Source organism: Plantibacter sp. LMC-P-059a (assembly GCF_030209505.1).
In the GTDB taxonomy this organism is placed as follows: Bacteria; Actinomycetota; Actinomycetes; order Actinomycetales; family Microbacteriaceae; genus Plantibacter.
Window position 1 is genome coordinate 150,073 of the sequence record NZ_JARVRZ010000002.1, and the last position, 14,946, is coordinate 165,018.

Annotated in this window: 11 protein-coding genes and 1 pseudogene; 1 reads left to right on the plus strand and 11 read right to left on the minus strand. The window is 70.0% G+C overall.

The genetic code is table 11. The features are described 5' to 3' along the window. Positions 1–8: 8 nt before the first annotated feature. From QRN27_RS04160 to QRN27_RS04195, 8 genes and pseudogenes are all read right to left on the minus strand, one after another. The gene (locus QRN27_RS04160) at positions 9–830 is read right to left on the minus strand and encodes a PP2C family protein-serine/threonine phosphatase (RefSeq protein WP_285040832.1); all 822 of its coding nucleotides are present in this window, start codon (positions 828–830) and stop codon (positions 9–11) included. After that, positions 827–1,339 (minus strand): hypothetical protein, encoded by a 513-nt coding sequence (locus QRN27_RS04165; protein ID WP_285040833.1) that lies wholly within the window; start codon positions 1,337–1,339, stop codon positions 827–829. Before QRN27_RS04165 ends, QRN27_RS04160 begins: the two co-directional genes overlap by 4 nt. A 60-nt stretch (positions 1,340–1,399) precedes the next feature. Next, complete coding sequence (locus QRN27_RS04170; RefSeq protein ID WP_285040834.1) at positions 1,400–3,049, minus strand: hypothetical protein; 1,650 nt, start codon at positions 3,047–3,049, stop codon at positions 1,400–1,402. Continuing rightward, the gene (locus QRN27_RS04175; protein WP_285040835.1) at positions 3,046–3,990 is read right to left on the minus strand and encodes a hypothetical protein; all 945 of its coding nucleotides are present in this window, start codon (positions 3,988–3,990) and stop codon (positions 3,046–3,048) included. The genes QRN27_RS04170 and QRN27_RS04175 overlap by 4 nt, the downstream gene beginning before the upstream one ends. Further along, positions 3,990–4,526, minus strand: a pseudogene (locus tag QRN27_RS04180) (putative T7SS-secreted protein); the annotation flags it as partial. The pseudogene QRN27_RS04180 and the gene QRN27_RS04175, both read right to left, overlap by 1 nt. A gap of 63 nt (positions 4,527–4,589) precedes the next feature. After that, positions 4,590–4,886 carry a WXG100 family type VII secretion target gene (locus tag QRN27_RS04185; protein WP_056008215.1) on the minus strand — a complete coding sequence of 99 codons (297 nt, stop codon included), beginning with the start codon at positions 4,884–4,886 and terminating at the stop codon, positions 4,590–4,592. Between the two features lie 121 nt (positions 4,887–5,007). Then, the gene (locus tag QRN27_RS04190) at positions 5,008–9,528 is read right to left on the minus strand and encodes a type VII secretion EssC family protein (protein ID WP_285040837.1); all 4,521 of its coding nucleotides are present in this window, start codon (positions 9,526–9,528) and stop codon (positions 5,008–5,010) included. A gap of 711 nt (positions 9,529–10,239) precedes the next feature. Further along, a complete protein-coding gene (locus QRN27_RS04195) occupies positions 10,240–12,297 on the minus strand; it encodes a hypothetical protein (RefSeq protein WP_285040838.1) in 2,058 nt (685 codons plus the stop codon). Between the two features lie 91 nt (positions 12,298–12,388). Here QRN27_RS04195 and QRN27_RS04200 point away from each other — a divergent pair, with 91 nt between their 5' ends. Beyond that, positions 12,389–12,613, plus strand: a complete 225-nt coding sequence (locus QRN27_RS04200) for a hypothetical protein (protein WP_285040839.1) — start codon at positions 12,389–12,391, stop codon at positions 12,611–12,613. Between the two features lie 28 nt (positions 12,614–12,641). Here QRN27_RS04200 and QRN27_RS04205 read toward each other — a convergent pair whose 3' ends face one another. The 3 genes from QRN27_RS04205 to QRN27_RS04215 all read right to left on the minus strand — a co-directional run bounded on the left by QRN27_RS04205 (position 12,642) and on the right by QRN27_RS04215 (position 14,945). After that, complete coding sequence (locus QRN27_RS04205) at positions 12,642–12,914, minus strand: hypothetical protein (RefSeq protein ID WP_157580223.1); 273 nt, start codon at positions 12,912–12,914, stop codon at positions 12,642–12,644. 133 nt (positions 12,915–13,047) lie between these two features. Next, on the minus strand, positions 13,048–14,361 hold the full coding sequence (locus QRN27_RS04210) for an FHA domain-containing protein (RefSeq protein ID WP_285040840.1): 1,314 nt from the start codon (positions 14,359–14,361) through the stop codon (positions 13,048–13,050). An 89-nt stretch (positions 14,362–14,450) separates the two neighbouring features. Further along, positions 14,451–14,945, minus strand: a complete 495-nt coding sequence (locus QRN27_RS04215) for a DUF6121 family protein (RefSeq protein ID WP_285040841.1) — start codon at positions 14,943–14,945, stop codon at positions 14,451–14,453. Between the last annotated feature and the right edge of the window lies 1 nt (position 14,946).

Sequence of the window (14,946 nt, forward strand, 5' to 3'; positions counted from 1 at the left end):
CCACTCCTCTAGCCTCGCGGCATCGTCTCTTCAAGATACCCGAGACCACCCGCGTCATCGTAGCCGGGCCCGCTGGACATGAGCGAGGTCGACACGACATCGACGACCAGCGCGGTCACGTTGTCCCGTCCGCCGGCGGCGAGCGCGAGCTCCACGAGGCGGTCTGCGGCACCCTCGAACCCCTGCGAGAGGACCTCGGCGATGCCCGCGTCGGTGAGCTCGCCGGTGAGCCCGTCGGAGCAGAGCAGGAACCGCTGCCGTCCCGCGACCGGGAGCAACCAGACGTCCGGGTCGATGCCGGCCTCGACGCCGATCGCCTTCGTCACGATGTTGCGGTCGGGGTGCTCGCGCGCCTCCGCCTCGGTCAGGGAACCGGCGTCGATGAGTTCCTGGACGGCCGAGTGGTCGACGGTGATCCGCCGGAGCACGCCGTCCGTCCACGTGTAGACCCGGGAGTCCCCCACGTTGAAGACCATCCAGTGCAGATCGGTCTGCGGCGACAGCGCGACGAGCGCGAGACCCGCGACCGTCGTGCCGATGACCCCGTTCGGCGTCGGGATGCTCCGGATGACGGCGTTCGCCGCGACGATCGTCGTCACCACCGCCTCGGTCGTCGTGGGGGTGCCGACCGGGATGCCCCGTTCGAGCGCTGCGGCAACCTCCCGACTGGCGACCTCACCGCGTTCGTGCCCGCCCATGCCGTCAGCGACGACGAAGGCCGGAGCGCCCGCGTAGAAGGCGTCCTCGTTCAGTCGACGGACGAGGCCGGTGTCGGTGCGGCCCTCGCTCCGCAGGACGTGGGTGGATCGGGGTGTCTCGATCGTCGTCATCCCGCGCCTCCCAACGCAGCGGGGAGCGTCGGCACCTCGCCTGGCCAGGATCCGTACCGGGCGTCGAGGTCGGCGCTGGACAGCTCCACGGAATCACCGCCGGCGTACTGCTCGGACGCGATGTCCAGCGTCGCGAGGATCGCGATCGTCGACTCGACGGTCTGCCCGGGGGCGTCGAACGCGAACCGCACGAACCGACCGCGGTCGAGCTCGTCCTGCGAGGCGAGCTGCGCGAGGGAGTAGTCCACCAGGGCGCCGGGGTCGCCGGTGAACGCGTCAGTGGCCGAGAGCGTCGCGGTGACGTAGGCCGTCGTGCCGTCCCAGGCGCGGGCGGCACGGAAGTCGGCACCGGGGACCTCCGCGACCGCTTCCTCGACGGCCGCCAGGGGCCGCTCAGGGCTGCGGGTCGGGTTCCGCTGCGCCGTCGGTGCTCCGGTCCCGCAAGCGGTGAGGAGCCCCAACAGGACGACCGACACGGCCCCGGATCGGACGATGGTACTGATGCGCATGGAGGGCCTCACGGTCGGAACGGGCTGCGGAGGGGCGACCCGGTGGCAGGCCGCATTCGATCATCTCCGCGTAGGACTGTAGTCGGTCACCTGTTGATCACCGCTGAAGAAGCCACTCGCCGAGTCCAGGTACGACTCGACGCTCGGGTCTCCCGACGACGTCGTCTGATCCGCCATGATCTCGTACCGCTGTGCATTGTGGGCACCCGCGATCCCGGGATCCTGCTGTTCCGGATTTACGCCGCCGAGTCTCGGGGCGTCACCCTGCACGGTCGTCCAGTTCGCCGAATCCGGGTTCCCCTGTCCGTCGAGACGCGCGACGGGGTCCTCGTTGAACTCCATCGAGAGGACCTGGACGTCGTCGGGGATGTCGAACCGGGCGATCGGTGAACCCGCGGTGACGACGTGGGTGACGTTGTACCCGAGATCAGGATCCGAGGCCAACAGTCCGGCCGTGATCCCGCCGAGACTGAAGCCCTCGAGCATCACCGGGTCCGTCGGCGAGATGCCGGCCGCGGCCATCGCGTCCTTCACCGCCTGACTGAGCGCGGTCTGTCCGCCCTGCATGGCCGCGATGTCCGAGGTGAGGTCGTTCGAGATCGCTCCGCCGTGCGGGTCCCAGACCTGCGTGCTCGGGATCTGTACGGTCCAGCTCGGCGGTGGTCCGGCCGACTGGATCACGCGGATGTTGCTGAGCTCTTCCTCACCCTGATCGATATCGGCCGAGCCCTGCATGAGGTCACCGAGGTCGGTGACCGTCCGGTCCCGAGGCACGGCAAGCGGCTGCGTCGGGTCGTCCGGGTCCATGGCGAGGCCGCCCTGGCCGTCCTCGAAGAGTCCGAACCGGCCGCCACCACCGGCGATGGCCGCGATCGCCTGTTCATACGTGAGCGGCGGCCAGCCCTGGCCGGTGAGGACCGACATGAGCCCGTTGAAGCCGGGGACCAGGCCGGGGAGGAACGTGAGGCCGGCCAGGAGACCCGGAGCACCGTCGGTGAGGATGTCCGCGATCCAGGCGTTCTCGCCCAACCACTCGTTGGCGGCCTGAGCCGCGACCGGGGCGAGGTCCTGCAGCCTCGACAGCGCGTCGGCGTAGGTCGCCGCCGTCCGGTCGACGACCTCCTGCGGCGAGTAGGCGGACACCGAGTTGGTCGCGAACGCTGCGGCGACTCCGGCGGGCGACAGCAACAACCAGGGGTTGTCGCCGATCTGATCCAGCGTCTGCTGGGCGCCTTCCACCAGCGAGTCAACCCCCTCGACGACGACGTTCACACCGGCGACGGTGAGCATCCACGCCCCACCGACCACCACCACGCCCGCCGCGACGACGAGGCCCACCGGCACCGCCAGGACGCCGATCACGAAGGCGACACCGTTGTGCAGCGCGACCGTCGCCGCGGCGATCATCTGGTCGGCCGTCTCGTACGCGACCACGGCGCCCTCGAGGAAGACGGCAGAGACGCCGGTCTCGGTCGCGACGAGCAGCAGGGAACCGGAGGCCAGCACGATGGCGCCCTCCGCCGCCGCCCCAGTCATCGGGGACAGCAGCATCGACTCGAGCAGATCGCCGTCGACGGCCTTCGCGGCGGCCGTCCCGGAGCGGCCGATGAGCTCACTCGAGAGCGTGGCGAGTTGCTGGGCCTGCAGACGCATGTCGTCGAGCTTCGCGCCGACGCCGCCCGTGCCGCCGGAGACCGTGATGTCGCTCATGCCCGTGCTCCCTGGATCTGGGCCGCGATGGTGAGCACCTCGGCGACGATGTCCGCACGCCGAACGGCCCGGAGCGAGACCCGGCTCGCCTCGGCGACGGCGGTCGGATCCGTGCGCGACGGATCGATGTCCGGGGTGTCGACCGTCACGGCCACCCACCCGTCGGAGCTCCGGAGCCAGGTGTCCGTCCACCGGCGTGCTGGACTTCCGAGCCGGGACAGCGCGTCGAGCCGGAACCCACCGTCGATGCGCTTGGCGAGTCCACCGAGGAGGGACGCGGCCTGCGGACTGTGGAGCTGCTCGACGACCGCGCCGACGACATCGGGTCGGTCCTGGCGGAGGGCGAGCACGAGCGCCTCGGCATCGGCGAGCGGGAGGACGACGACGTCCGTCGAGCGGCCCCGGGAGTCGGGGACATCGTGCAGGGCGGAGAGTGGCCGGAGGAGTTGTTGGGCCAACCCGGCGGTGTCGAAGGCGCGGATCTCGATGGCGTCCTCATCGCGTGCGGCCGTGCCGTGCTCAGCGAGCGAGGCATCCGAGTGATCGACCCGCTGCGTCCGCAACAACGCCAGGGCGTGCGCACCGATCACGGAGACGGACTGGATCGCCGTCCGGTCCAAGGTCCAGCACGACGCGTCGACGGCCGCCGTCGCGAACTGGGGCATCGACAGGAAGGCGGCGAAATCGGGATCGACGTCGGCGGTGAGGTCGTCTGGAACGCCGCCGTTGCCGTGGGCGAGGAGTCGTCGCTCTCGGAGTCGGGCGACGGCTCGCAGCTCGCGCTCGCGGATCTCCTCTGCTGACACCTCGGAGCCCCACTCGGTGTGGAAAGCGTGGGGCAGCACGAGGTGCGGGGTCCGGTGCTCGAGCACGTGCAGCTCGTCGGCGGACAGGAGGAACGCGGCGGCGGCGGGAGCCGGCCTGGTGCGTGTAGTGGTCATCAGGGGGTCCATCCTCGGCTGCGGTAGAGGTCGGCGAGGTCGAGCCAGCTGCGATCGCCCGGGCTCGGGAGCGACGGGGTGGAGGCGACGATGTCCTTCGCCTGGTGGACGAGGAAGTCCGGGACCTCCTGGCCGAAGAACTCGAACACCTTCGCGGCACCGTCCTTCACGGTTTCGACGGCCCCGGAGACGAGGTTCACCGCGTCGTTCCAGCGATCACCCACCCAGCGGGCGGCGTCCTCGATCAACTGCTTCACGTGGTCGACCGCGGTCGCGTGCTCGTCGAGCTTGGTCGCGGCGTCGTCGAGTTGCGTCGCGGAGGTCTCGAGCGACACCGCGCGGGTGCCGAGCTGCTCGATGAAGGTGTCCGCGGCCGTCGAGGTCCACGAGAGCTCCGCGGCGGACCGTAGCTCGCCCGCCCTGCCCCGGACCTCCGTCGCGAGGGCCCGGAGCTCGGTGGCCCGGAGTCTGATCTGCTGGGTGTCGCCGTACACGGCTCGCTCCTCGTCGGCTCGTCGGATGAGGGGGTCGACAAAGACCCGCGCGCCCTCACCGACGAGGTGTCGGGAGGGCGCGCAGAGCGAAGCCGACGGTGGTGACTACTGGCCGGCGCCGGCGGCGAGCGCCGCGTCGGTCTGCTCGAGCGTGGTCACAGCGTTGTTGAGGTAGCCCGACAGCTTGTCGAGGTGCTGGATGGTGACCGTCGCGCTCTGCGTGAAGGCCGTGTAGGTCTCGTTGAAGGTGCCGGACGCGGTGTCGGTCTGGAACCCGGAGGACACGAGGTTGTTGATGAGGGTCTGCAGGCGGTTGAGCGTCGTCTCGACCTCGCCCTTGCCCGTCGTCAGGTTGACGGCGGCCTGCTTGATCTCGCTGTAGTTGACGTTGATGTTGGCCATGTCTCTTGCTCCTTCGTTGTGGTCACCGGCACCGTCGGTGCCTTCATCATGTAACCACAACGCCTGTCGGGAACACATGGGGAGCACTCCCCATGCCCTCCCCGCCGGCGTCTCTCGGCCGTCAGACGAGCGGGAACTCGGGGGCGATCGGCACCTGCACGCGCGACAGCGCGCCACGGTTCGCGTACATCCCGCGCCCGGGCGGGAAGTCCTTGCGGGCGAGCCGCGGGAACGTGGTCCGGAGGACGAGGTCACCCTCCATCTGCTCCGGCTGCAGGAGGATGCCTCGGCGGGCACTCTTGATCTCGCCCATGAGCGGCCAGGAGGAGGACCAGCCGGACACCTCGTTCTCGGCGATCACCAGGTGGTCGCTGCGCTTGATGGCCTTGATCAGCTCGACGAGCGGCGGGTCGGCGATGCCGTTGAGGTAGTCCGAGATCGTCTCGATGACGACGACGGTCCGCGTGGTGACCGTCTCCGCCGCGATCGCCGCCGACAACGCCTTCGCCTGCTCGACGATCGTCTCCGGGGTGACGGCCGACTCGTCGAACCGCAGTTCGCGGAGGAGGTCAGACCGCTTGGAGCCGAAGTAGACGAACCGGGTCGATGGGTCGAAGCGCCGCATGGCACCGACGAGTGCCGCGACCGCATTCGTCCGGCCGCTTCCGGGCGGACCGCCGACGAGGAAGGCACCGGAGGGGTCGAAGCCGAGCGGCGCGAGGTCGGCGTCGCCGATACCGAGCGTCGGGCGGTCGCCGACGCGGTCGGGGAGCTCGCGTGCTTCGATCTCCTTCGGGAGCGCACCGATCGGTGGCGCCGTGATCGTGGCACCGGCCCTCGCCATCGCCTCGGCGAGCTTGACCGTCGCGAGCGACTGCTCCGACAGCACCGGCGAACCGCCCAGGATCGCGACCTGGACCTCGAGTCCGTCGACGATCGCGCGTCCGGCGGGCGACTCCGGCCCGAGGACGTCCTTCGGCACGCCGAGGAGCTGGTACCCCGTCTCGTCCGCCAGCCGCAGCACCACGCGGCGTTGCACACCCGCGCTGATGTTCGTCGGCACGGACCCCGGCCGGTCGGCGGAGAACGCGATGTTCACCCCGAGCTGGCGGCCGTCGGTGATGAGCTGCTGGAACAGCGTGTACCAGGAGGACAGCCCGAGGGTCGTCTCGTACTCCTGCCGGAAGGATTGGAACCCGTCGACAAGCAGCAGGATGCGGCGCTCGTCGTTCCGGCCGGACACCCGGCGGTAGTCCGTGATGGAGGACGCGTTCGCCTCCGCGTACCGGACGCTGCGGTCGTCGATGATCTCCTTGATGTGGCGGAGCAACCGGATGACCCGCTCCTGGTCGTCGCCGGGGATGATCGAACCGACGTGGGGCAGCGCCTCCAGCATGCGGAGGCTCCCCGCACCGAAGTCGAGCCCATACACCTCGACCGGGCCACCTCGCGGGGTGATGCCGGCAGCGGTGGCGAGGGTGCGCAGGACGGTGCTCTTGCCGGAACCACCGGTACCGAAGACGGCGATGTGACCGTCGACGTCGGGGCGGAAGTACACGGGGCGCTGCTCCTGCGAGTCGGGCAGGTCGGCGACGCCGATGAGCAGTTCGGCGTCGGACCGCTGCCGGAGCTTGCTGAGGTCGTAGACGGGCGCCAGCTCGTCGAGCCACGGTCGCCGCGGCGCGGGGATCGACGCACGGTCGGCTGCTGCGATGATGCTGGCGACGAGTCGCTGCTGGTCGGTCGGGCCTAGGTCGCGCTCTTCCTCGGCGTCCGCGGCTCGCGGCTCCTCCCACCGGGTGTCGCCACCGAACCGCAGTTCGCGGACCTCGATGTCGGAGCGTTCGGGTTCGTCGCTCGTCCACCCGCCGGCGTACCCGGACTGGAAGATGCTCAGGCGTCCTGGCCCGGTCTTCGCGATGCCACGGCCGGGCACACCTGGGTCGAAGTGCGCCGCGTCCTTGACGCCGACGACGTCCTGGCTGTCCGACTCGTCGGCCATGCGCAGGGCGACCCGGAGGTTGGTGTTGGCGCGCAGGTTGTCCTTGATGACGCCGGCCGGGCGTTGCGTCGCCATGATGAGGTGGATGCCGAGGGACCGACCGCGCTGGGCGATGTCGACGACGCCGTCGACGAACTCCGGGACCTCGCCGACGAGCGCCGCGAACTCGTCGATGACAAGGACGAGGGCGGGCGGCGAGTCCGGGTCGCCGCGCTTCTCGAGCTCCAACAGGTCTTTGGCCTTCTTCCGGTTGAGCAGGTGCTCGCGGAAGTGCAGCTCGGCGCGGAGGCTCGTCAGGGCTCGGCGGACGAGGTGGGGGCTGAGGTCGGTGACGAGGCCGACGCAGTGCGGGAGGGTCACGCAGTCGGCGAAGGCCGAACCGCCCTTGTAGTCGACGAAGAGGAACGAGACGCGGTCGGGGCTGTACTCCGCCGCCATCCCGAGGACCCAGGCCTGCAGGAACTCGCTCTTCCCGGCACCCGTCGTCCCACCGACGAGCGCGTGCGGGCCTTGGGAGCGGAGGTCGAGGTGCATGGCGTCCACACCGCCGGAGCCCACGGTCGCGCGGAGTTGGCCGGCCCGGCGGGGCTTCGGCGGAAGCCCGGGGGTGCGGTCGTGGATCGAGGAGTTCTGTCGCCAGCGGTCGACGACGGCGTCGCTCGACGTCGTCAGCTCCGAACCGAGCAGCGTCACCATCGAGACCGAACGCGGGAGGTCGCTCGAGTCCTCGACGAGGGCGCCCGCGTCGATCACCGACGCCATGCGGCGGGCGTAGTCGAGGGCCGTCACGGGGTCGATGAACTCCGGGCGGGCGTCGTCGACCGAGTACCCGAGCCGGACCATGCCGACGGTCGCGGGTGCGTCGACACCTGCTCCTGCCTCGGGGACCCGCAGGAAGGTGCGGCAGGCGGCCGGCAGGGAGACGACCTCGTCGGCGATCCAGATCGGGAAGACGCCTGCGTCCGCGGCGATCTCCGCCAGCTGGACGAGGCGCGCGCGGTCGACGCCGACGTCGTCGGAGATGAGGAGCACGATCGCGGGGATCGGCGACTTCGTGCCGGTGTCGTTCGAGCTCTTCGTGCCGATGTCGGCGCCGCGTTCCTGCGCCGCCTGCTTCTCGGAGATGGCACCGCGGCGTGCGTCCCCGGCCCGGGCCGCCTGGAGCCGGGTCTGGACGAGTTCCTCGATGGCCGCCAGCAGTTGGTTGCCGCTCGACACGCTGTCCGCAAGGTGGCCGACGTCGAGCGGGCTGTTCGACGAGGAGGCGTGCGGCAACCACTTCACCCATGACAGGGCGTTCGACCAGGCGGGCGACACGATGGCGGCGACGACGACCTCGGCCGGCGAGTGGAGTGCCGTCAGCTGCACGAGGATGCCGTTCACGGCGCCGCCGGCGGTCTGCGGCGATCCGGCGATGCCGAGTGCGCCGGCGTCATAGAGGTTGTCGATGATGGGGACGTCGGCGACCGTGGCGTACTCGTCCTTGAGCTTCTCGAGTCGCTCCTGGAACTCCGGCAGGAAGCTGTCGCGCGCCTTCGCCGACACCTCGTTCCGCGACGGCATGGTGCCGACGCCGAGCCGGAGGTTCAGGAAGGACCAGTGCTCCGGGCGGCGCGTCCACAGCAGCGGGCCGCGGGTGAGGGCGTGCTTCAACGCCTCCGAGGTCGACGGCGCCTCGCGCATGCGGACGTCGTGCTCGATCTCACGTTCCGCGGCGAGTTGCTTGCCGAGCGATTCGAGCCGCTCGTCGAAGATCTTGATCTGCTGCTTGAGCTTGCGCTTGTTCCGACCTCGGCCGGTGAAGTAGTTGCCGATGAGCATGAGCGGCGTCATGGCGATGAAGATGAGCGACAACGGGTTCTTCGTGAAGAAGTACATCGCGCCACCGAGCAGCATCGGTGTGAGCATGCCGAGGAGCGGGAACGGCTGGTTCTCACGCTCGGTCGGCGGCTCGGGCGCGGGGAAGGTCTCTCCCGCGTACCGCTGCTCGACCCGCGGGGAGCGGTTGAAGTACACGGGCCCGGCCTTGGGGACGACACCGGCGCGACCGACCGTCCCGGCGAAGCCGATCTCGACCTCGGTGTCGCCGATGAGCACCCGCTCCGGCTCGACCACCTTGAGCCGCGGCACGATGCCACCGTCGACGACGATGCCGTTCGCCGCACCGAGGTCGACGAGTTCGATCTCGCCACCGACCTCGAGCCGCGCGTGCCGCTTGGAGACGAGCGGGTCGTCGAGGACCACGTCGCAGCTCGCCTCGCGCCCGATGGTCCAGCTCCCGGCCGGCAGGGTGAACTCACGGCCGGCGTCGTCGCCCGACAGCACGCGGACGACCGCGACGGCGGGCGCCTGGCCGGTGCGTGCTGCGGAGTAGTAGACCCCGGCGTCGGCGAGCTCGATGACGGCACCGGAGCCCACCCAGGCCTCACCGATGGGTGCCTCGGGCGGGAGCGGGAGCGTCTCGGTCGACCCCGGCAGACGCGCGTGCAAGGTGAAGTCGGCGTTCGCGGAGTCGGGCCCCTGCGGGTCGACGCGCGCGATCGTCGATGCGACCTCGGCGATGCTCGCCGCCGCATCGGTGGTCACGACGATGTCGGCGGACGAACCCGACGGCCTGGTCAACGTCAGCTTGATGCGCATGCAGGGTCCCCTTGGAGGTGCGGGCCGCTCGGCGCGACCTCGATCAGCCTAGCGACGGGTGTCGGGTACACGACGCGGCTCCACGCCGGCCGTCCTCAATCCCGAGTCGGCCGGACGATCTTCCCGATGTCGTCCACGGTCGAGGGCTCAGGAGCCGGGTCGAAGAGAGCGACGGGCAGCTCGACCGTCGAACAGTCGAGGTCCGGCAGGTTGGCGGTCGACGTGACGACCCGGGCGTCTCCGTCGCGTTCCAGCCGATACTCGATGCCTCGAGCGTCGAGCGTTTCCGGTGGGGTCCCTTCCTTGCTCGCCCACTGCTGGGCGACGCATCCGCGAACGGCGGCGGCGGATGCGTCCGCTCCATCTGTGACTTCGACTGGAGCGAACGGAAGCGGGCCAGGGAAGACCTCGGTGTTCCCGCTGTTCGTGAAGCGGTCAAGGGACGCACCGTACAGCCTGGATCGCAGATCGTACGCCGTGGTGGCGTTCAGCGTCGGTCGCGAGAAGTCGTTCCGGTTGATCGCTCTTGCCTGTGCCTCGAGCGATGCCCGTACGGCTCCGACCCACGGGTCGTCCTCCAACGATCCACTCGGAGCTCCGGACTGCCATACCGTGGTGGGCTCCACGGACGGCTGCTGCGTCGTCGGCGTGCACGCGGTCAGCGAGCCCACGACGATCGCGGCGAGAACCGCCGCGATCGTTCGCCGAGCATCAATCCTGTGGATAGTTCGCATAACCGCTGAAGGTGTTGTATTTCTCGAACAACGACGTCGCCCGCACGTCGAGTTTGTCAGAGCTGTTGGCTGCTTGGCTGATGAGGTCGTCAAGGCCATCTCGATGGCTGTCGACCCATGCCCACCAGACATCGGGGTCGTCGGAGACCGGCGGCTGGAGGCCCGACTCCGGCGATAGCTCCAGCAGCATCTGAGCGAAGCCGATCTGCGTGGCATGCAGGCGATCGTCCTTCCCATCTTCCAATGTCGTGAGGAGGTCATCGTAGGACCCCGCCCACGCATCACCAGCGGCACCTGTGGCCGCGTCCGTGAGCTGGCCTCTGATGTATCCGATTCCCTCGCTCGCGATCTTCTCGGCCACCGCGTCGCCGAGCGTTCCCACCAGCTTGTCGAGGCCGGGAATGGGCAGCATCCCCACACCGGTCTCGACCACGCTGATTGCCGACTGGACCGCTTCGTCGTGACGAGCAGCTTCGCCGAGGTTGACACCGGCGGTGCTGCCGTCGACGACGGACTGCAGGACAGAGACGCGAGCCGCCGCATCGACCGGGTTGTACACGCCGAGTTCAGCCGCACCGAGCACCGTGTTCTGGTAATCGGTGACGACGGCCTGGAGCGTTTCCGCGCCGGCGTCCGTACTCGCAGCGATGCCGAGGATTCGAGCAAGCGCCTCAGGCGACAGGTTGGCGTATTGCCGTGGATCGCCCTGGATACCGTACGGGTCCTCCGGCGTCGTCGGCGACGATCCCTGCCCGCTGTCCGCCGACATCGGGTGCTCGACGAGTCCCGGAATCTGAGGCGCGAGGGCTTGCACGAGTTTGACGCTCCCCAGCTCGCTCAAGTTCTCGCTCAGGAAATGCGGATTGCCCGCGACGTACTCTTCTGCGTCGGTCGAGGCGCGGGGCTCACCGACCAGCTCGTACAGCACGTCATGGGTCAGGGTCGACGCACGAGCCCACGCGGTCGGGTCATAGTCCGTCGGGTCCGTCGGCCCGCCCGGGAGCGACTGCGCTCCCTCCCACATCGCGAGCACACCTTCGAAGCCGTCGAGGCCGGAATCCCGACGGCCGTACCAGTAGTCCACCCGGTTCGCGCCGAGATCCTCCGAGCGATACGGCGCGTCCGTGCCCACCAGCGAGTCTGCGTACGGGTCGTGTTCGGTCGAGGTCAGCCAGTCCATGGCCGCGTCGGGATACTCGCCCAAGGTGCTGAACACGCGCGAGGTCCAGTCACCCAGCCGGTTGATGTCGTAACCGGCCTGCTCGGCTTCGGCGAGGCTGAGGAAGCCACCGGGCCCCATGATGCCCTGTCCCGGCCACGGCTGCCCGTCGTAGACGCCAGGGAGACCGCGCTCGTTCGCATCAGCGATGTCAGCCAAGCCCACGGTCGTGGTGACGCCGATCGGGTTGTCCTGCTCGTCGCCGAAGAGGAACGCGAGGCTCGTCCAGCTGTCAGTGCCGTGCACCGATGCGGACCCGCTGTAGAGTTCCTGCGCGAACTTGTCGCCGGTCTCCTCGTTCCAACGCTGGGAACCGACGGAGAGGCCGCCGCGGACCGACTGTGCGAGCAGCAGAGCCGCGCCGGGAGCCAACCATCCGTTCTCGCCGGCGTTGTCGATCGCGTCGATCAGCGAGATGACGTCCTCGCCGCCCATGGCGAGGTTCATCTTCGACATGACGACGGGGTCGTTGCCGTACAACGCGTAGAGCGACTGCAGCTTCGCGGCGTCTTCGGCGTCGTAGATCCCGTTCTTGGCGAGCTCGGAACCGAGTTCGGCCATGCCCTTGGCGATCGCGTCCGGCGTGAGGCCGGCGGCGGAGGTGATGCCGATGGCCGCGAGGGCCGCCTGCTGGGCGTCCCAGTTGTCGCCACCAGGCGTGGACAGCGCGGTGACAAGCTGGGCGTCGGCTTCCTCACGCTCTGTGGAGAGCGCTTCCAGGAGGCTCTCGGCCTTCGCCTTGTCGTTCAGGGCCGTCTGGTGCTGCTCGTCGCGCAGCGCCTGCTGTGCCGGATCCGGCCCGCCGATCGCATCCATGTACTGCACCGTGGCCAGGAGCGTCGCCTGGACGATCGTCTCCTTGTAGCTCGTCGCACGCGTCCTGATATCTTCGACGGTCGTGGTGTACGTGGCGATCGCCGCGCGGACCGCCGCCATCTCCGGAACCACCGCATTGATCTTGCCGATCGGCGTCGACAGGGAGTTGACCCAGGCGGTCGCGGCCTCTCCGCTCCAGATCGAATCGGTGATGCCACCCTGCGCCGTCACAGCGGCGTCGCGCGCCTCGGTCAGACTCGTCTCCGTCGTCTGGAGCGTCGTCGCCGTCGTCGCCAGGGACCCGGAGTCGATTTGACCGGGGGTGTCGGCTGTCCAGTTCGCCATCAGCCTTGCCCGCCCAACTGCGTGTCGGTCGAATCCCACGTGCTGACGATGTCGCTCGCCGACTTGCCGGCCTCGACCATCGCCGAACCGGCGAGGGAGACATGCACGGACACCCACATCGCGAAGCTCTCAGCGGCGGCGGTTACGGCGCTGCTGCAGCTGCCCGAGAAGTCGAGTGGGATGTTCTGCGGCAGGCCGGAGCCGCTCGGTGTCAGTGGCGCGGCGACGGACAGGATCTCCGCCCCGTGTACGACGAGTGGTTGCTCGCTCATCATTCCCCTTCATGGAACCGGCGCAGCGGGCCTGCACCGCCCACCGGTTGCTCGTCCGGCGGGTACGTCGTTCAGCGTATCCGAGAGCGTCCAGCGCGACGATGGGGAGCACTCCCCATGCGCCGGAACGGCTTCAACCGGCGATCACCCGGATGGGGAACTCGCCGATCCCGATCGTCGAACCCGCCTCGACGACATAGGCCTCGCCCGGCTGGCAGACGGTGACGGCACCGGACGCGTCCGTGATGGTCGTGCCGTTCGTCGAGTGCAGGTCGGTCACCCGGAGCGATCGACGTCCGGGCACGACCGCCGTGTGCGTCTTCGACACGGACATCCGCGGATCGACGAGTGACCGCAGCTCGGCGTCGGGCTGCTCGGGACGCGCCGAGGGGTTGCGCCCGAGGAGCACCGGGCCGCGGAGCCGGATGCGTTCGCCGTCGGGCAGCTCGAGGGCCAAATCGCCGGCCCGCGACGACGAGGAGACGACCGTCGCGCCGAGATCGGCGTGGGGTGCCGCGCCGGGGCCGGCGGGCGTCGGCATCGGGTTCGAGGCCGACGCGGGCCGGTCGGACACGGGCGGTGCCGAAGCGATCAGTCCGGGCGGGACGGTGATCTGGAGTTCCGGTGCCACCGAGGACGTCGAGGAGTCGTCCGGCGACGATTGCGGGATCGCCGCCGGCGGCTGGCGGAACTGCGGCGCACCGAGCGGTGGGGCGGCGACGACGGGGACGGCGTCCGGCTGACGTTCCGGTTCCCGGTCCGACGGAGCGACGGCGGGCGCAGGCGGTTCCGGGGGCGCCGCGTGGGCATCGGGCGCTGGCACGTCAGGAGCCGGTGGCGCGTCGACTGGCTGGGCGAGGAAGCTCGGCGCCTCTCCCGGAGGAGCGACGAAGGAATCGGTGCCATCGGCGGGCTCGCCACCGGAGGAGACCAGCCACGCGGAGGCGCCGGGCGCCGCGCCGGTCGGGGCGGCGGAGGGCGCGGCGTCGGGCAGGGAAGAGGCGCCGGTCGACGACTCCGCGGCGATCGGGGCGAGCTCGGTCCTCGCGCCGTGCACGCGCACCGTCGCCGACGCGCCCGGATCCGACTCCGCCACGAGCGCGGCCAGCGCGTGCAGGAACGCGAGGAACGGCTGCTCGCCGAGAAGCGTGCGCTGACGCCGTTTCTTCTGGACGCCGTGCTGCAGGATAAAGGTCGCCGCTGCGGTCCCACGGGCGGACGGGGCCGTCGTGATGGCGAAGGCGAGCAGCGGCGCCGGGTCGTCCACGGAGACCACGCGCAAGCGGATGTCGGCGTTCGTCCCACCGTCGATCGCGACGTAGTGCCTGGTCGTCTGGGCATCCGCACCGGAGGCGGCGACCGCTTGCTGGACGAGCGCGACGAGCTCGTCGGCGGTGCCCGCCAGGTCGAGTTCCAGACCGGTGTCGGTCGGGTCGGGTGATCGCATCGGTGGTTCCTCCCCAGGCGCCGTCGGCCGACGGCAGCAACGCAACGATTATCGCGCAAGCGACGCGTCGGCGCGTGAGCCCGCCGCGATCAGATGCCGCCGTGCTCCCACGGCCACCGCGGTGTCGGCCGGCCGCCGGTCGACGAGGTCGCCACCGCGGCTGCGGCGAGCACGATGACGAGGGCAAGCACCCCGACGGTCACCGAGAACGGCCCTGTCAGCGTCGCGACCGCGAACGCGGCAGCATCGGCTCCGTCCCGACTCGCCACCGCATCGAAGATCCCGCCACTGACCCCGTAGGCGAGCCACGCGAGCAGCCCGGCCAGGACGGCCGATCCCACCGAGACGCGCACCGGCGTCCGGCGCGTCTCGCGGATGATCGCCCAGAGCACCACGAGTGCGGCCACGACGACCATCAACGGGCCGGTCAGCGGCCCCGCGTCCGGATCGGTGACCACGTCGAGATCCGCCAGCAGACTGATGAAGCCGAACGCGCAGACGACGAGCGCGACATAAGTAATCGCCGCGAACGGAGCGACCCACCAGGGCCCTGGTGCCCCGTGCTCCCGCTCGCGGTCGGTCATG